The organism is Nonomuraea sp. NPDC049400 (assembly GCF_044466425.1).
GTDB lineage: Bacteria > Actinomycetota > Actinomycetes > Streptosporangiales > Streptosporangiaceae > Nonomuraea.
Map to the genome: position 1 here is coordinate 83,742 of NZ_JBITMP010000010.1, position 15,930 is coordinate 99,671.

16 protein-coding genes are annotated in these 15,930 nt (G+C 70.1%); 9 read left to right on the forward strand and 7 right to left on the reverse strand.

Going from position 1 to position 15,930, the window contains the following annotated elements:
* Positions 1-8: 8 nt before the first annotated feature.
* A complete protein-coding gene (locus ACIBVN_RS17390) occupies positions 9-2,006 on the reverse strand; it encodes a DUF2264 domain-containing protein (protein WP_397137373.1) in 1,998 nt (665 codons plus the stop codon).
* Between the two features lie 204 nt (positions 2,007-2,210).
* Between ACIBVN_RS17390 and ACIBVN_RS17395 the strand changes: the two genes are divergently transcribed.
* The 7 genes from ACIBVN_RS17395 (at position 2,211) to ACIBVN_RS17425 (ending at position 10,203) form a co-directional block, all read left to right on the forward strand.
* Positions 2,211-3,224 (forward strand): hydroxyacid dehydrogenase, encoded by a 1,014-nt coding sequence (locus tag ACIBVN_RS17395; RefSeq protein WP_397137375.1) that lies wholly within the window; start codon positions 2,211-2,213, stop codon positions 3,222-3,224.
* Between the two features lie 37 nt (positions 3,225-3,261).
* Positions 3,262-4,566, forward strand: coding sequence for an ABC transporter substrate-binding protein (locus ACIBVN_RS17400; protein WP_397137377.1), 1,305 nt, complete (start codon positions 3,262-3,264; stop codon positions 4,564-4,566).
* A 58-nt stretch (positions 4,567-4,624) separates the two neighbouring features.
* Positions 4,625-5,533, forward strand: a complete 909-nt coding sequence (locus ACIBVN_RS17405; RefSeq protein WP_397137379.1) for a carbohydrate ABC transporter permease — start codon at positions 4,625-4,627, stop codon at positions 5,531-5,533.
* Positions 5,533-6,429: a carbohydrate ABC transporter permease gene (locus tag ACIBVN_RS17410; RefSeq protein WP_397137381.1), complete on the forward strand. Its 897-nt coding sequence runs from the start codon at positions 5,533-5,535 to the stop codon at positions 6,427-6,429. Before ACIBVN_RS17405 ends, ACIBVN_RS17410 begins: the two co-directional genes overlap by 1 nt.
* Positions 6,426-7,133 (forward strand): hypothetical protein, encoded by a 708-nt coding sequence (locus tag ACIBVN_RS17415; protein ID WP_397137383.1) that lies wholly within the window; start codon positions 6,426-6,428, stop codon positions 7,131-7,133. Before ACIBVN_RS17410 ends, ACIBVN_RS17415 begins: the two co-directional genes overlap by 4 nt.
* Before the next feature lie 246 nt (positions 7,134-7,379).
* A complete protein-coding gene (locus ACIBVN_RS17420; protein ID WP_397137385.1) occupies positions 7,380-9,383 on the forward strand; it encodes a hypothetical protein in 2,004 nt (667 codons plus the stop codon).
* 670 nt (positions 9,384-10,053) lie between these two features.
* The gene (locus tag ACIBVN_RS17425) at positions 10,054-10,203 is read left to right on the forward strand and encodes a hypothetical protein (RefSeq protein ID WP_397137387.1); all 150 of its coding nucleotides are present in this window, start codon (positions 10,054-10,056) and stop codon (positions 10,201-10,203) included.
* Positions 10,204-10,326: 123 nt separating this feature from the next.
* On the opposite strand, the gene ACIBVN_RS17430 is transcribed toward ACIBVN_RS17425, so the two are convergent.
* Together ACIBVN_RS17430 and ACIBVN_RS17435 are read right to left on the reverse strand one after the other, a co-directional pair.
* The gene (locus ACIBVN_RS17430; protein WP_397137389.1) at positions 10,327-10,986 is read right to left on the reverse strand and encodes a GPP34 family phosphoprotein; all 660 of its coding nucleotides are present in this window, start codon (positions 10,984-10,986) and stop codon (positions 10,327-10,329) included.
* A 69-nt stretch (positions 10,987-11,055) separates the two neighbouring features.
* Entirely contained in the window at positions 11,056-11,793 is a 738-nt protein-coding gene (locus tag ACIBVN_RS17435; protein WP_397137391.1) for a hypothetical protein, read from the reverse strand.
* 75 nt (positions 11,794-11,868) lie between these two features.
* Here ACIBVN_RS17435 and ACIBVN_RS17440 point away from each other — a divergent pair, with 75 nt between their 5' ends.
* The gene (locus ACIBVN_RS17440; RefSeq protein WP_397137393.1) at positions 11,869-12,756 is read left to right on the forward strand and encodes a LysR family transcriptional regulator; all 888 of its coding nucleotides are present in this window, start codon (positions 11,869-11,871) and stop codon (positions 12,754-12,756) included.
* Positions 12,757-12,895: 139 nt separating this feature from the next.
* On the opposite strand, the gene ACIBVN_RS17445 is transcribed toward ACIBVN_RS17440, so the two are convergent.
* The 3 genes from ACIBVN_RS17445 to ACIBVN_RS17455 all read right to left on the reverse strand — a co-directional run bounded on the left by ACIBVN_RS17445 (position 12,896) and on the right by ACIBVN_RS17455 (position 14,242).
* Positions 12,896-13,072, reverse strand: coding sequence for a hypothetical protein (locus ACIBVN_RS17445; protein WP_397137395.1), 177 nt, complete (start codon positions 13,070-13,072; stop codon positions 12,896-12,898).
* Between the two features lie 49 nt (positions 13,073-13,121).
* Complete coding sequence (locus ACIBVN_RS17450) at positions 13,122-14,024, reverse strand: TIGR03619 family F420-dependent LLM class oxidoreductase (protein WP_397137397.1); 903 nt, start codon at positions 14,022-14,024, stop codon at positions 13,122-13,124.
* A 74-nt stretch (positions 14,025-14,098) separates the two neighbouring features.
* Positions 14,099-14,242, reverse strand: coding sequence for a hypothetical protein (locus tag ACIBVN_RS17455; RefSeq protein WP_397137399.1), 144 nt, complete (start codon positions 14,240-14,242; stop codon positions 14,099-14,101).
* Positions 14,243-14,380: 138 nt separating this feature from the next.
* Between ACIBVN_RS17455 and ACIBVN_RS17460 the strand changes: the two genes are divergently transcribed.
* A complete protein-coding gene (locus ACIBVN_RS17460) occupies positions 14,381-14,797 on the forward strand; it encodes a DUF6463 family protein (RefSeq protein ID WP_397137400.1) in 417 nt (138 codons plus the stop codon).
* Positions 14,798-14,948: 151 nt separating this feature from the next.
* Here ACIBVN_RS17460 and ACIBVN_RS17465 read toward each other — a convergent pair whose 3' ends face one another.
* Entirely contained in the window at positions 14,949-15,851 is a 903-nt protein-coding gene (locus ACIBVN_RS17465; RefSeq protein ID WP_397137402.1) for an alpha/beta fold hydrolase, read from the reverse strand.
* Between the last annotated feature and the right edge of the window lie 79 nt (positions 15,852-15,930).

Here is a 15,930-nt window from a genome sequence, read left to right on the forward strand (position 1 = left end):
CGTGGTGATCAGGCCCGGCCGCCCGGCGCTCCGAGCGCCGTCTCCACCACGGCGCCGAGGTCGTCCTGCGTCCCGTCCGGCCACGTGACACGGGCGGCCGCCGCGCCGTACCAGGCGAGCGCGGGCGGGCTGCCCGGCTCCTGCCCGCCGAGGTGAACCGCCACCTCGTACCACGTGTCCGGTCTGGCGGGCCCGCTGGTCGCGCACCACGGGATGAGCGTCCACGGGCCCAGCGGCGAGGAGTCCTCGGCGGAGATCACGCCGGACAGGTCCAGCCCCGCTCCGGCGACGACGCACGAGTGCGCGGCGCCGTACGAGACCTCCTCTCCGCGGGCGGGCTGCGCGGCCGGGACAGGCCAGCCACCGATGCGCAGCGCGCCCGGGACGGGACGCGAACCGGCGTCGCCGGCTGACCGAGCCGAGCCGGCGGCCTGCGGCGAGCCCGCCAGCCGCACGAGGCGCAGCTCCCAGGCCTCGCGCACGGCCGAGATCACCTCGATCCACGGTCCCAGACGCACCGCTCCGGGCCGGCCGTAACCGTGGTCGTGGCCGTCCGCCTCGACGTCGACCCAGTGGGCCTGCCAGCGCGAGGCCCCCACCAGCGTCCCGGACGGCAGGCGGTCGAGCAGCAGCGTCTCGAACCCCGTACGGTGGCTGGGCCGCCCGCCCTCGTCGAGGATCGTGACTGACTGGTCCAGCGGCTCGGCCGCGTGCTCCCCGGCCAGCACGGGGGAGGTCGCGGTCGAGTAGCCCAGCCGCGCGTACAGCGGCGAGTCGGTGCGGTTCGCCCCTGGACGGGAGTGGTCGGTGCCGTGGTTGACCACGCGTACGACGCCGTCGGCGCGAGTGCCGCTGACCAGCCAGCCCGGCGCGGGCACCGCGAGGTGGAAGTCGCCCGTCTCGACCGGCAGCGGCTCCTCGACGGCCGTCCACACCGGGTGGTCGGCGGGCAGGCAGAGCCCGAAGAAGCCCTTGGCCGCCCAGTACGGCGAGCCGGGCCCCGAGTAGGACTGGGCGATCGGCGGCCAGGCCCCGTGCCAGCCGAGCGTCAGGACGCCGTCCTCGTCCGGAGCCCCGTGCTCGGTGAAATGGCGGACGATTCCCGAGGCGGCGCGGCGCAGGAGCCCCGGGCTCGGCGTGGCCGTGCCCGAGCGCGCGCCCACCCAGAACTGCGTGGCCGCGGCGAACCGGTAGGTGAGGCTGCGCCCCTGGATCAGGGGCGAGCCGTCGGCGCCGACGAGGTGCACCGCGTCGTTCAGGTAGCGTTCGAGCCGCTCCAGGTACACCGGCCGCCGCGAGTCCGCCGCCGGGTCGCCCGCGGCCATCTCGCTCCAGATCAGCGGGTAGAACTGCAGCGCCCATCCCGAGTAGTGGTCGTAGGAGCGCTCCGCGCCGTCGGCGTACCAGCCGTTGCGGCGGGCGAAGCCGTCCAGGAGCGTGAGCCCGTCCTCGATGTCCTTGCGCTCGTAGGGGCCGCCGACCGAGGCGAGGAACTGCTCGACGACGATCTGGAACCAGATCCAGTTGATCGGCGGGTAGTGGGCGCCGACCGCGGGCGCGAGGTAGTCGACGACCTGCTCCCGCACGCGGGGGTCGAGCCGGTCCCACAGCCACGGCCTGGTCAGGTGGAGCACCAGGGCGATGGAGGCGGCCTCGACCTTGGCCTGGTCGTGCTCGTCCAGCCGTACCCAGCGCTCGGGCGAGCGGGGATCGGTCCCCGAGGCGAGGCCCTCGGCGTACCACTCCATGAGTCCCAGCGGATCGCGCCCGCCCTCGCCCGCCACCCGGAACCCGGCGGCCAGGAACGTGCGCGCGAAGCCCTCCAGCCCGTCGACGTCGGCCCCGTACCCGCCGGGCGGGCCGGGGAACGAGATACGGGCGTGTGTGTCCGAGGCGTAGCGCCGCGCCGACAGCAGGAGGTGGTCGGCCAGGGCCGCCCAGTGGTTCCGCGTCCACCCCGTGTACGGTGACAGCCGCAGGTCGTCGAACTCCCTGAGCGCGCGCATGAGCCCTCCTGATCGGAACTGTGTGCCCCGGGAGTTAACGCGAACGCTTCCTCCCACGTCAAGGGCGCTGAACGCCCACCGTACATTATCGATCAATATCGATCAGATTACGTGATTGCTCTGGATTAACAGAGTATTGACGTGATTGAAATGATCAGACATGATCGGCGGCACTGGTAAGCGCTTGCCGCCGAAAGGACCCAGGTGAGAGACGTACGACCGCAGGCCCTGCTGGTCATGGACCCCGCGAAGTTCGCCGTTCAGTTCCAGGAACCGCAGCTGCGCCGGTTGCAGGACCTCGTCGAGCTCGCCGATCCGATCTCGACCGGCGACCTGGACGCGCCGCACGTGCGGCGGCGGCTGCGCGAGGTGGAGGTGCTGGTGACCTCGTGGGGCTGCCCCCCGCTGACGGCCGAGCGGCTGGCCGACGCGCCGCGGCTGCGGGCGATCTTCCACTGCGCGGGCACGGTGCGCACGTTCGTCACCGACGAGGTCTGGCGCCGCGGGATCCTCGTCACCAACGCCGCCGACGAGAACGCGGTCCCGGTGGCCGAGTTCACCCTCGCCGCGATCATCTTCGCGGGCAAGAAGGCGCCGTTCCTCGCCCAGGACGCGCGCCGCCACCGCGACGACTGGTCCTACCTGGCGCGCCGCGGGGAGCTGACGAACCGCGGGCGCACGATCGGCGTCGTCGGCTTCTCCCGCACGGGGCGCCGGGTCGTCGAACGGCTGCGCGCCCTGGAGGTGGACGTCCTGGTGGCCGACCCCTACGCCGATCCGGCCGAGGTGAGCGCGGCGGGCGGCCGCCTGGTGGGACTGCACGACCTGCTGTCGCGCTGCGACGTGCTCACGCTGCACGTCCCGGCGCTGCCGTCCACCCGTCACCTGATCGGGGCACGGGAGCTGGCCATGCTGCGCGACGGGGCGACCGTCATCAACACCGCGCGCGGCGCCGTGCTGGACACCGCCGCCCTGGAACGCGAGTGCGGCAGCGGACGGCTCGACGCGATCCTCGACGTCACCGAGCCCGAGCCGCTGCCGGCCACCTCGCCACTGTACGACCTGCCCAATGTCATGATCACCCCCCACGTCGCCGGATCTCTGGGATCGGAGACCCGGCGGATGAGTGAGAGCGCGCTCGACGAGCTCGAACGCTACCTGTCGGGCGAGCCGCCCCGCGCGGCCGTGACCGCCGACGACTTTTTGGTAAGCGCCTGAGCCCGGAGACCGGCTCAATGGAAAGGAGACCGGATCAATGATCCTTTCGCACGCGGCAGGAAGAGCCCGAGAGCGCCGCCATCTGATCAAGAGCATCGGCGTCGCGGCCGCGCTCACCCTCGCGGCGGCCGCCTGCGGCTCCGGCGGGCAGGCGGGCGGCAGCGGGGGCGGGAGCAACACGCTGACCGTCACGGTGTGGAACATGGCCAAGACGCCCGAGTTCAAGGCGCTGTTCGACGCCTTCGAGCAGGCGAACCCGGGCATCAAGATCAAGCCGGTGGACATCCTCGCCGACGACTACGCCGAGAAGGTCACCACCATGCTCGCCGGCGGTGACACCACCGACGTGATCACGATGAAGAACGTCACGGACTACTCGCGCTACTCCAGCCGCGGCCAGCTCCTCGACATCACCGACATGGCCAAGTCGGGCGACGCCTCGAAGCTGGCCGGACTCGACGCCTTCAACGTCAAGAACTCCTACTTCGCGCTGCCGTACCGGCAGGACTTCTGGCTCCTGTACTACAACAAGAAGTACTTCGACAAGGCGGGCGTCAAGTTCCCCGAGGGCGCCACCTGGGACCAGTACGCCAAGCTCGCCCAGCAGCTCACCAAGGAAGAGGGCGGCAAGAAGGTGTACGGCACCTACCACCACACGTGGCGCTCGGTGGTGCAGGCCATCTCCGCCGCCCAGACGGGCGGCGACCAGCTCGGCGGCGACTACAACTTCTTTACCGATCAGTACGAGATGGCGCTCGGGCTGCAGAAGGCCGGCGCCACCCTCGACTTCGGCACCGCGACCGCGCAGAAGTCGGACTACAAGACGATGTTCGAGAGCGGTTCGACGGCCATGCTGCCCATGGGCACGTGGTACATCGCCGCGCTGCTGGCGGCGAAGGAGAAGGGCGCCACCGACGTCGACTGGGTGCTCGCCCCGATGCCGCAGCGTCCCGGCGGCACGGGCGTGACGACCTTCGGCTCGCCGACCGCCTTCGCCGTCAACAAGCGGGCGACGAACTCCGAGGCCGCCAAGAAGTTCGTGCAGTTCGCCGCCGGCAAGGCGGGCGCCGAGGCGATCGCCAAGATCGGCGTGGTGCCGGCGCTGCAGAGCCCGGAGATCACCAGCGCCTACTTCGCGGTCAAGGGCATGCCGACCGACGAGCTGTCGAAGAAGGCGTTCCAGCCTGACAAGGTCGTCCTGGAGATGCCGGTCAGCGAGCACACCTCCGACGTCGACACGATCCTCAGGGAGGAGCATGAGCTGATCATGGTCGGCGACAAGACGGTGGCCGACGGCATCAAGTCGATGAACGAGCGCGTCAAGAACGAAGTCCTGAACTAGGGAACGGCGGCGGGCCGCCGGGACCTCCGGCGCCCGCCGCCTCCCTGGAGGAATCCCCATGACTCACGTCATCACGCAACCCGCTCCGCCCCGCTCGAGGCGCGCCTGGCGCGACATCCTCGTCGGGTGGAGCTTCATCCTGCCGAACTTCGTCGGTTTCGCCCTGTTCACGCTCCTGCCGATGCTCGCGGCGTTCGCGCTGGCGTTCCTGGACTGGGACTCCTACAGCACGCCCGAGTGGGTGGGGCTGAAGAACTTCCAGCGCCTGCTCGACGACGAGAACTTCCACGTCGCGCTGCGCAACACGCTGTACTATGCCGCCGGCCACATCCCGTTGACGCTGATGGCCGCGCTGGGCCTGGCGATCGTGCTCAACAGGAAGATCCGCGGCGTGCAGTTCTTCCGCACCGCGGCGTTCTTCCCGTACATCACCTCGCTGGTCGCCGTCGCGGTCGTGTGGAACATGCTGTTCAACCCGACGGCGGGCCCCATCAACCAGGCCCTCGAAGCGATCGGCGTCGCCAGCCCGCCCCGGTGGGTGGCCAGCACCGACTGGGCGATGCCCGCGGTCATCGCCACCAGCGTGTGGCGGGACATGGGCTACTACATGGTGCTCTACCTGGCCGGCCTGCAGACCATCCCGAACGAGTACTACGAGGCCGCCCGGGTGGACGGGGCGAACGCCTGGCAGCGCTTCTGGGGCGTCACCCTGCCATGCCTGCGGCCGACGACGTTCTTCGTCCTCGTCATGCTGACGATCCAGAGTTTCAAGGTCCTCGACCTCATCGTCGTCATGACCGACGGCGGTCCCGGGCGCAGCACGCTGGTCCTCGCCCAGCTCGTCTACCGGGAGGGCATCACCGAGGGCCACTTCGGCTACTCCTCGGCGATCGCCCTGGTGCTGTTCGTCATCGTGCTCACCGTGACCGTCGTCCAGTTCCGACTCAACGAACGCAGGAGCGCCTGATGGCCACACTGCATGATGCTCCACCCGCCACCGCCGGCCCGCCCCGGCAGGCGCCCGCGGGCGCGGGCCGCCCGGGGCGGGGCCTCGTCCGCAAGGTGCTGGCCTACGCTCTGCTCGTCGTCGTGGCGGCGCTGGTGCTGGTGCCGTTCGCGTGGATGCTCTCCTCCTCGCTGAAGCGCGACAACGAGGTCTTCACCATCCCCATCGAGTGGATCCCCCGCGAGTTCCGCTGGTCGAACTTCGTCGAGATCTGGGACCGCATCCCGCTGCTGACCTATCTGGGCAACTCGGCGTTCCTGTCCGTCACCATCACGCTGCTGCAGCTGCTCACGGGGAGTTTCGCGGCCTACGGGTTCTCCAAGGTGCGCTTCCCCGGTCGCGACGCGCTGTTCCTGGCCTACATCGGCACCATCGCCGTGCCGTGGCAGGCGTACATGGTGCCGCAGTACATCATGATGCAGCGGGCGGAGCTGACGAACACGTACTGGTCGATCATCCTGCTGCAGGCGTTCGGGGCCTTCGGCGTGTTCCTCATGCGCCAGTACTACATGTCGATCCCGGACGAGCTCTGCGAGGCCGCGCGGATCGACGGGCTCAGCGAGTACGGCATCTACCGGCGGATCATGCTGCCCCTGTCCAAGCCGGCGCTCGCCAGCCTGGCCCTGCTGACCTTCGTCAACACGTGGAACGACTACATGGGGCCGTTCATCTACCTGACCAGCAACGAGCTGTGGACGGTGCAGCTCGGCCTGCGCTCGTTCATCGGCCAGTACGACGCCGAGTACGCCATGATGATGACCGGCGCGGCGCTGTCGATCCTGCCGATCCTGGTCGTCTTTCTGTTCGGGCAGCGGTACTTCATCCGCGGCATCGCGACCAGCGGGCTCAAAGGATGAGGGGGCTGCTCAGGCCCGCGCGGCAGGAGACCTACGAGAAGGTCTTCCGCGCCGTGCACACCGGGCTCGTGACGAACGTCCTGCTGGCCGTCGCGTGCGCGCCGCTCCTCGTGGTGCTCGCGATCGTCAGGGACCCGCTGGCGTCGTGGCCGTTCTTCGCCGTGCTGTCGGCTCTGTGCGCGCCCGCGCTGACCGGGGCGTTCCGGTGCTTCGCCGAGCTGGGGGAGGGCTCGGCGGCCGTGTTCCGCCCGTTCCTGGAGGGCTACCGCCGGGCCGCGGGCCGGTCGCTGATCGTCTGGGCGGCCGGCGCCGCCGCCGTGAGCGTGCTGGCCGTGGACGCGGTCGCCGTCTCGCGCACCGCGTGGGGCCCCGCGCTCGCGCCGTTCTTCGCGACCGCGGCGGTGCTGGTCGTGGCGGTGGTCGTCGCCGTCCTGGCGCTGCTGGCGGAGCAGCCTTCCGTACGGCTGCGCGACCTCGTCCGGCCATGCCTCTACCTGGTGGCGCGGCGCTGGTACCTGGCCGCGGCCAACGTCGTCGTGCTGGGGCTGGCCGTGACGGTGATCCTGCTCAAACCGGTGATCGGGGTGCTCCTCCTGTGCTCGCCCCTGCTCTACCTGGTGTGGGCCACGACCCGGTTCATGCTCGCGCCGGTCCTGCCGTCCGGCGAGGCCCGCTGGGCGCGCCGCCTCGACAGTCGAACCTGACCCGTAGTAGAGATGGATCACGTCCAGGACCTGCGAGAACGCGACTTTCCGCAGGAGTCTCACGCGGCGTGCCACGCACAGAAGGACTGTGAACGCCGGATGACGGGCCGGGCGGCCAACCAACCAGACGGCCTCGACTCCTGGCACGGCGGGACCCTGCCGTAGCTCCGCTGCTACTGCAACCCGGCTCGGCTCGGCTCGCGAAGGACGCCGGGTTTCCGGCGCAGAGCCTACGGGGGGTTATCCGTGTCTTTTTCGCAAGTCGCACGCCGCGCGGGGGCGGCAGCGGCCATGGGGGCGGCGCTCGTGCTGCTCATTCCCGGGGTGGCGCTGGCGGCGCCGGGCGACCTGGACCCGGGCTTCGGCTCGGGCGGTAAGGTGACCACCGACTTCGGCGGCGACGACGTGGCCGAGGGGGTGGCGGTTCAGCCGGACGGCAAGATCGTCGTTATCGGCCGGACGATCGGTGTCTTCGCGCTGGCTCGCTACAACAGCGACGGGAGCCTCGACTCCGGGTTCGGGTCCGGAGGCAAGGTCACCACCGACTTCGGCGGCGATGACAGCGCGAGCGCGGTGGCGCTGCAGCCCGACGGCGAGATCGTCGTCGTAGGCCATGGCGGGCCCGGCGGCGACTTCGCGCTGGCCCGTTACAACAGCGACGGCACCTTGGATTCCAGCTTCGGCGCCGACGGCAGGGTGACCACCGACTTCGGCGGTAGTGGCGATGCGGCTCTGGCGGTAGCGCTGCAGGCCGACGGCAAGATCGTGGCCGCCGGCGCCGGCGGGGGAACCTTCGTCTTCGCACTGGCTCGCTACAACAGCGACGGGAGCCTCGACTCCGGGTTCGGGTCCGGAGGCAAGGTGACCACCGACTTGACCGGCGCCTCCGAGCATGCCCGTACTGTGGCAGTGCAGTCCGACGGCATGATCGTCGCCGCTGGACGCTCGGGCGGCGCCGGCGACTTCGCGGTGGTCCGCTACAACGCCGACGGCGGTCTGGACTCCGGCTTCGGCACCCTCGGCGTGGTGACCACCAGCTTCGGTACCTTCGAGGATTTCGCTGAAGGGATGGCACTTCAGTCCGACGGCAAGATCCTCGCCGCCGGCTACAGCGGAGGGACCGACAGCGACTTCGCGCTGGTCCGCTACAACGGCGATGGCACCCTGGATCCCGGCTTCGGCTCCGGCGGCAAGGTCACCACCGACTTCGCCTCCGGTGGCTCGGACGGGGCGAACGCGGTGGTTCTGCAAGCTGATGGCAAGATCGTCGCTGCCGGCCGCGGAGTGGGCACCTTCGCACTGTCCCGCTACGACAGCGATGGCAGTCTGGATCCCGGGTTCGGCTCCGGCGGCAAGGTCACCACCGATTTCGGCACCTCTGCGGCCACCGCGGTGGCCCTGCAGGCCGACAGCAAGATCGTCGCTGCCGGTTTCAGCGGACTGGTGGGCGGCGACTTCGCGCTGGCCCGCTACGAGAGCGGCGGAGGTGGGCCGACCGGCGTGGACCTGTCGGTCACCAAGGCCGGGCCCGAGACCGCGAGCCTCGGTGATCAGACCTCCTACATCGTGACGGTGACCAACAACGGCACCACGGCGGCCACCGATGTCACGCTCGAGGACACCCTCACCGGACCCGGCGCACTGGTGTCAGCCGCACCCAGTCAGGGCACCTGCACCACCACAGCCGCCGGCGCCGACTGCGCACTGGGCTCTCTCGCCCCCGGCGACGAGGCCACGGTGACCGTGGTCGTCGAACCCACGGCCACCGGCACCGTCTCCGACACCGCCACGGTCAGCGCCGCGGAGCCCGACCCCGAGCCCGCCGACAACACCGCCACAGTGACCACCACCGTGGACAACTCCCATGGCTGCACGATCATCGGCACCGGCGATGCCGACAGCCTCGGCGGCACGTCCGGCGTGGACGTGATCTGCGCCCTCGGCGGCGACGACACCATCAGTGGGCGCAGCGGCGCCGACACCGTCCACGGCGGTTCCGGGGATGACATCGTCGTCGGCGGCTCGGGCGCTGACACGCAGTACGGCGGCCCCGGGAACGACACGCTGAACGGCGGCAGCGGCGGCGACACCCTGAACGGTGGCCCAGGGAACGACATCCTCAACGGCGAGAGCGGCGCCGACCTCCTCGACACCGTCGACGACGTTTCCGGCAACGACGCGGCCAACGGCGGCTCCGGCACCGACACCTGCACCACCGACCCGGGCGACACCCGCACCAGGTGCCCGTAGCGAGGACACGGCAGCGCGTCGGATGTGCTGAGAAACACCGACGCAACCTGCTGCATGTGCTGTACGTGGGCGATGACGTCGGCTGAGTGAAAGGCCGCCGATCGCCCGCCAGGTCAACGCGCCCTGCGGACTCCACCGAGTCCGCAGGGCGCATCACGTTGCCCGCTCACCCGGCGACGGCTCGAGACAGGGTTACCGTGTGTCATGGGGCTTTCCTCCGCCTCGGCGACCGCGGCTTCGCTTCGTGTGGAGTCGCCTGCGCCCCGGATGGGGCTGATGCCGTCGGCTTGGTGGCCTTGTCGGCGCGCCGATCCCAGTGGGCTGGAAGGGCGGGGAGGTCCGGCTACCACCCCGGACCCGCCCCCACCCGGGCAAAGGGCTCCGCGAAGAGTCACTCTGCACCTCAAGGCGACAATACCCTGTGCATGCCACTGATCGCTGAGAGTAACGGAAACGTGGCGCTAGAAAGACTCTCAAGTTCGGGCCTCGCGTTGCCATGCACCTGCCGGATTCACACAGTAGAGTGCCTCTTGTGCTGACCCACCGTAGTCGGACAACTACCAACCGTCGCAAATGCGGTCAAGGTCGGCACTGCTCCGCGAAGTGAATCAAGTCAGTAATTCTGGACAAGAAAGGCAAAACCCCCATGTCGCTCACGCACCTACCGATCATGCTCGTGATCATCGCGGTACTAGCACTGGCGTACTACGCCATCCGCAAGCTGTCCGCCGTCGCGCCCAAGACGATCGCGGCGGTTCTCACGGCTCTGGCGGCGCTCATTGGGGCCATACCCATCCTGATCGAATCGCTCAGATATTGACCTGCGGGCGCAGTCGATCAGGATTCGACACGATATGACGAAAGGGTCCCCGCCCGCCGACTCGGCGAGCGGGGACCCTTTGCCTCAATGGACGTCTGCCCGGCGAACACTCCGCATGCACCGCTATGACCCGCCCGAGGCCAGCACGATCAGGTCGGAACCGGAGTCATCGGGCTTCGTCGTCGTCCTGTCGACGTAGGACTTGACCGCCTGCCCGGCCCAGTCGTCCCGGACGAGCTCCTCGAGCCGCTTGCCGTCGTCGATGACGAACAGCTGCTTGAGCACGCCGCTGCGGTGAGCCAGGGCGAGCAGGGTGACGGTACGGGCGTCTGGCTTCTGGCCGCGTACCACTTTGCCGAGCCGCTTCCTGATCTCGCGCACCAGCGCGATGTCGTCGTGCTCGTACCGTTCGACCGGGATCAAGCCCAGGACGCGGGACTCGCCGGCCTTGAACGCACCTCGTTCCGAAAGCCGCTGCAGGTAATGCCGGCGCTTGCGCAGGGGATTGATCCTGATCAGCCATTGCCTGGGCGGCAGTGCCTTGCCCGCCTTGACCATCTGGGCGAGCACGGCGTCCAGCTCGGCGTCACCTACCGGCCGTCCGTCCACCACGGCCAGATCCGCGCCCCTCAACTCCACCCTCCCGAGCCCGGCCAACTCGGCCAGCTCGGCGGCGGTGAGGCTGACGTTCAGCACATTGTTGGGGATCAGTTGCTTGCCGTCGTTCTCCCGGTGGGCCAGCAGAATGAGCTCTTCTGGAAACGTGAGCTGTTGAGGGGACATATGGCGAGTGTTGCGCCGGCGCGGTGCCCCCGCGTAGACGCTGATGTCATCAGCGGGATTTGACATCTGTCATGTGGCGCCCATCACGGCTGAGGCGGCGCGGGCGGCGTGCGCGACGGCCGCCGCCGCGAACGCCCGCACGATGGGGTGGCACTGGTCGCCGTCTCCTGCCAGCTCCGGCTGGAAGAGCGTCACCAGGTAGAACGGGTGCTCCGGTAGCTCCGCGACGCGGATCTCGCCCTCGTCGTCGTAGCCGGTGAAGCGCAGTCCGTGCGCGCGCAGCGTATCGGCGTACGAGGCGTTCAGGCCGTACGCGCAGTGGTAGCGCTCGACGGAGCGCTCGGTGCCGAGGATCCGCTCCGCCATCGAGCCCGGCTCGACCAGCACCACGCCCTCGTGGCCGATCAGCGAGCAGGCGAGCGGGACGACGAGCTGCTGCTCGGCGTCCGGCGTGGTCTCCGCGTTGCTCGCGCTGGCGATGCCGCAGACGTGGCGCGCGTACTCCAGCAGGGCGTGCTGGAACCCGCCACAGGTGCCGAGCAGCGGGATCCCACGCTCGCGGGCGGTCCGGAGAGCAGCGAGCGCCCCTTCTTCGCTGCGGTACGGGGTGCCGGGCAGCACCCATACCCCGTCGAAGCCCTCGATGCGGGTGTCCGGCACGTCGTCGGTGGCCACCCAGTACGCGTCCAGCGCCAGCCCGTCGCGGGCGCGCAGCGTCTCGATCAGGCGGGGGACGCGGGTGTGGGAGCGAACGTGTGGCGAGCGGTCACCCACGAGGGCGACGCGCGCGGTGCGAGTCTCAGACATGGCTCTCATCCTGGTGGCGCGTCGCCGATAAGGCCAACGACTGTTTCTCCTGAGCCCATTAGCGATACTTATGCCGTGGATCCATACCTGCTCCGGACGTTCGTGACCGTGGCCCGCTGCGCGTCCTTCTCCGCCGCCGCGCAGGAGCTGGGGTACACCCAGTCCGCGGTGTCCCAGCAGATCGCGGTGCTGGAGGCCGACCTCGGCGTGCCGCTGCTGCGGCGGCGGCCGGTGACCCCCACCGACGCCGGACGCCGGCTGCTGGAGCACGCCGCGCCGATCCTGCTGCGCCTGGACGCGGCGCGCGCCGACATCCGCCGGGTCTCCGGCGCGCCGCCCGCCCATCTGCGGGCAGGCGCGTCGCCGCTGGCGGACAGCGGCCGCCTCACCGAGGCACTGGTGGGGGTGCGGCAATCGATGCCGCGCGTGTCGGTCGTGCTGTCGGTGCTCGGGCGGGAGGAGGTCGTCACCGGCGTCGCCCGCGGCGAGCTGGACGTCGGCCTGGTCGACGGCGTGACGGCACCCAGCGACCCGCTGCGGTTGGTCGACCTCGGCGCGCTGACCACCGTCGTGGTCAGCGAGGGTCCGCTTGCGGTCGTGCTGCCGGACGGCCACCCCCTGGCCATGCGAGCCACGCTGCGTCTGGACGACCTCGCGGACGCCTGGTGGATCGACGCCCCGGATGCCGCCACCCCGCTCGCCCAACTCCGGGCGGTGGCACGCGCCGACGGCTTCCGTTCCGGCTTCGCCTACGACGGCGCGGAGCGGTCCGTGCTGCTGGCGCTGGTGGCCGCCGGCGCCGGGCTCGCGCTGCTGCCCGAGTCGGTGGCCCGCGACCGGCCTGACGTGGCCGCGGTACCCCTTGCCGCGCCCGCTCCAGTGCACCGCACCGAACTGGTGCACGGCAGCCTCACCGGTCCCGCCGCCGCCCTCGCCGCGCGCCTTACCGGTCCCCTCCCGTGACCGGCCTTGAATCATGGACAGGCACCGTCGCGTCCACGGGCGGGCGAGTGGCGCAGGACCAGGTCGGTGACCGCCGGCACCTGCCGCGACCATCCCGAGGCGAACGGGGGTCGCGGCCGCCGGCGTTCGGGCTGGACGCTTACGCGCCGGCGGAGATGCCGAACTCCGCTTCGATGAGCTTGAACATGAGGTCCCAGGTCTTCCATTCGGTGTTGGTGTGGACGGCGATGGTGTGCCGGTCGTCGGGGGTGCCCACCGCGAAGAACCAGGATCCCCACAGGCTGCCGCCCACGCCGCGCAGCGTCCGGCCGCCCATCGCCGCCTTGTCGAACTCGAACAGGCCGAGCCCGTATCGGGCGTGCGGGTCAGCGGGTCAGGAGCGGGGCGATCGACTGGACGGATTCGGCCGGCGTGCCGGGCATCGCCCAGAAGACGTGCTCGACGGCCAGCTGGTCCAGCCGGTCCAGATCGCCCGCGACCTGCTCGGCTGAGCCGGTCAGCGGCGCCCGCTCGTCCAGCGGTTTCGCCGTCACCGCCCCGTTGACCTGCACCACGACGGGGCCCGCGGGACGCCCGGCGGCCCGCGCCGCCTGCCGGTACGCTTGGATCGTGCCGGTCAGGGCGTCCCAATCGAAGATCACCAGGCTCAACCCGGCGCCGAGCCGGGCCGCGCGCTCGATCGAGGCGGGTGCGAAGCCGCCGACCAGCAGAACGGGGCCGCCTTCGCGCACCGGCTTGGGGCCGATCTCGCACTCGGGGATCCGGTAGAAGCGCCCCTCGAAGCTCACCGGGTCAGGGCCCCACACGGCCCGCATCGCCCGTAGGTGCTCCTCGAAGCCGGCCCCGCGCCGCTTCATCGGCACCCCGGCGGCCTCGAACTCCTGGGACATCCAGCCCTGTCCGACGCCCGCCAGCAGCCGTCCGCCGCTCAGCCGGTCGAGGGTGGCGATCCGCCGGGCCAGTACCACCGGGTTGTGGAACAGCGCGTCCAGCACGCTGGTGCCCAGCTTGATCCGTTCGGTGCGGGCGGCGACATGCCCGAGCACCTCCAGGGGGTCGTAGACGTTGGCGAACCCCTCCGGCGGGTCCATCACCGGCCCGCCCTCGCCACCCATCGCGATCGGCACGGTCGGACGGAGCAGCCGCTCGTACGTCCAGACCGAGCCGAGCCCGGCGCGTTCCGCCTCCTCCGCCACCTGGACGATCGCTTCCGGCGTCGCGTACTCGCCGCTGGTGGGGAGGCCGACCCCCAGCTGAACACCGCTCATTCCACTGCCCTCCAGTCCGTGCAAGCCCATGTCGGGTCATGTCCGCAAGTACAGACCGGGCGGACGGCGAGAACTCATCGGTCGGTCAGTGCCTGTCCGAGACCTGCCGGCAGCAGGGCGCGGAGCGCGGCGTGGACGGCGTCGAGGTCCACTGCCTCGGGAGCGACCCGCCGCTGGGCGTGAACGCCGCTCGATGCGCCGCGTGGCCAGGCGGACATCTAACCAGCTATGCCGAATGACAGAGCAAGTGATGGTCGCTATAGCCTGTATCAGCCAACATAGAACCGAGGAGGTGCTCATGCGTCGGGTGACCTGTGCGACGGAGACCTGCGTGAGCACGAAGAAGGGACGTCACGATGAACACCAGAAAGCGGCTGCTCCGCTGGGCGAGCGGGATCATGCTCGTGCTGGGCACAGGACACCTGTCCTTACTGACGCTCATCGCCTGGGACGACGTCACCGGCTGGGTGGATCGGGGGATGTGGGCAGCCGTCCCGCTCGTGCTCACGGACGGGGGCGCCGTCCAGACGGTGGAGTCCCTTCAGAATGAAGTCACCTTCTGGGGCGGTCCAGGAAGCTTCGCCGTGCCCCTGATTCTCCTGGGTTGCCTGACCTGGCACCTCGCCGGACGCGGGGTCGCTGTGCCCGCCGGACTCGGCTGGGGCCTCGCGACGTGGTGTGCGCTGGGCGGCGTCCTTCTTGTGCCGTCCCCGTTCTTCGCCGGGATCATCGCCGGGGCCCTCATCATCGTGGCGGCGCGGAGGAAGGATTGATCGACGCGGAGCTGGGATGCGGCACGTGGCAGCCGGCGGCAACGCGCTGTCGGTCGTCGCTTGTCCGCTGCTGATCCTCCATCGCGGTGAGCACGCACGTCGCCGGCGGCTTGCACGTGCTCAACCAGCCCATCGACGGGACCACGGCGGGTTAGCGGCTGAGTAGCTCGGTGAAGATCTCCACCATTTCGGGGCGGTCGAAGGGGCCGACGTGGGGTGCCGCGATGCTTCGCACGTCGGTGGGGTTGCCCGGCGTGAGGCGGTCGGCCTCGTTGATGAATCGGTCTTGCAGCGCCGGCGGAATCAGCCGGTCGAGGGTGAAGCGTACATAGGTCCGGGGAATGCGGCCCCAGGTGTGCGCCTCGCCTCGGGCTTCGGCCATGGGGATGCCGGCGGTCTCGTCCGGCTCCAGCATGTTGAGCAGCCGGCTCACCGCCTCGTCGGTGAAGTCGCCGGCAAGGGCCTGCTTGACGGCGTGGAACACCGACGGGTCGGCCGAGCGCCAGTTGAGCCGGTTCACTCCCAGGATCGCAGGATCGGCGACCTTCGCCGCCTCCACCAGGGGAAGCAGGCTGTCGCTGTTCTCTGGCGTGGCGAGGTAGGAGGCCATGTTCGGCAGGTCCACGCAGCAGTACGCGGCGACATAGACGACCCGGTCGAGCAGGTGGGGGATGGCGTTGCCGACTCTGCTCACGGTGACGCCGCCCTGGCTTGCGCCGGCCAGGATCACCGGCCCGTGGCGGCGGGCGCGGCGTACCACGCCCACAACGCGTTCGACGTAGTCGTCGATGATGATCTTGGAGAGCGGCGACGGCTCGGTTGCCAGCGCCTGGAGGTCCTGCGGGGCCTGGTACGCGCGGGGGATGAACGCTTCATCGCCGTGTCCGGGAAGGTCGACGGTCACGCACCGGTGGCCGCGCAGGGTGAGCTCCCTGACCAGCCCCGAACCCCAGGCCGAGGAGGAGTTGGTGCCGTGGACGAACACCAGTGTCGGCGACCGTCGATCACCGTCGTGATCGACGGCGGCGGGCTCTGCTTCACGGTTCGTGGTCATTTTCGTTTTCGTCCTTGCTTGTTGGTTATGCCGGTTGAGTGAGGGGAGGGTGGCTGGACGGGGGCGGTGCGAGTCGGCG

Coding starts and splice junctions, on each gene's coding strand:
- ACIBVN_RS17390 (WP_397137373.1), bottom strand. CDS start 2,006: ATGCGCGCGCTCAGGGAGTTCGACGACCTGCGGCTGTCACCGTACACG.
- ACIBVN_RS17400 (WP_397137377.1), top strand. CDS start 3,262: ATGATCCTTTCGCACGCGGCAGGAAGAGCCCGAGAGCGCCGCCATCTG.
- ACIBVN_RS17405 (WP_397137379.1), top strand. CDS start 4,625: ATGACTCACGTCATCACGCAACCCGCTCCGCCCCGCTCGAGGCGCGCC.
- ACIBVN_RS17410 (WP_397137381.1), top strand. CDS start 5,533: ATGGCCACACTGCATGATGCTCCACCCGCCACCGCCGGCCCGCCCCGG.
- ACIBVN_RS17415 (WP_397137383.1), top strand. CDS start 6,426: ATGAGGGGGCTGCTCAGGCCCGCGCGGCAGGAGACCTACGAGAAGGTC.
- ACIBVN_RS17425 (WP_397137387.1), top strand. CDS start 10,054: ATGCTCGTGATCATCGCGGTACTAGCACTGGCGTACTACGCCATCCGC.
- ACIBVN_RS17430 (WP_397137389.1), bottom strand. CDS start 10,986: ATGTCCCCTCAACAGCTCACGTTTCCAGAAGAGCTCATTCTGCTGGCC.
- ACIBVN_RS17435 (WP_397137391.1), bottom strand. CDS start 11,793: ATGTCTGAGACTCGCACCGCGCGCGTCGCCCTCGTGGGTGACCGCTCG.
- ACIBVN_RS17445 (WP_397137395.1), bottom strand. CDS start 13,072: ATGGGCGGCCGGACGCTGCGCGGCGTGGGCGGCAGCCTGTGGGGATCC.
- ACIBVN_RS17450 (WP_397137397.1), bottom strand. CDS start 14,024: ATGAGCGGTGTTCAGCTGGGGGTCGGCCTCCCCACCAGCGGCGAGTAC.
- ACIBVN_RS17455 (WP_397137399.1), bottom strand. CDS start 14,242: ATGTCCGCCTGGCCACGCGGCGCATCGAGCGGCGTTCACGCCCAGCGG.
- ACIBVN_RS17460 (WP_397137400.1), top strand. CDS start 14,381: ATGAACACCAGAAAGCGGCTGCTCCGCTGGGCGAGCGGGATCATGCTC.
- ACIBVN_RS17465 (WP_397137402.1), bottom strand. CDS start 15,851: ATGACCACGAACCGTGAAGCAGAGCCCGCCGCCGTCGATCACGACGGT.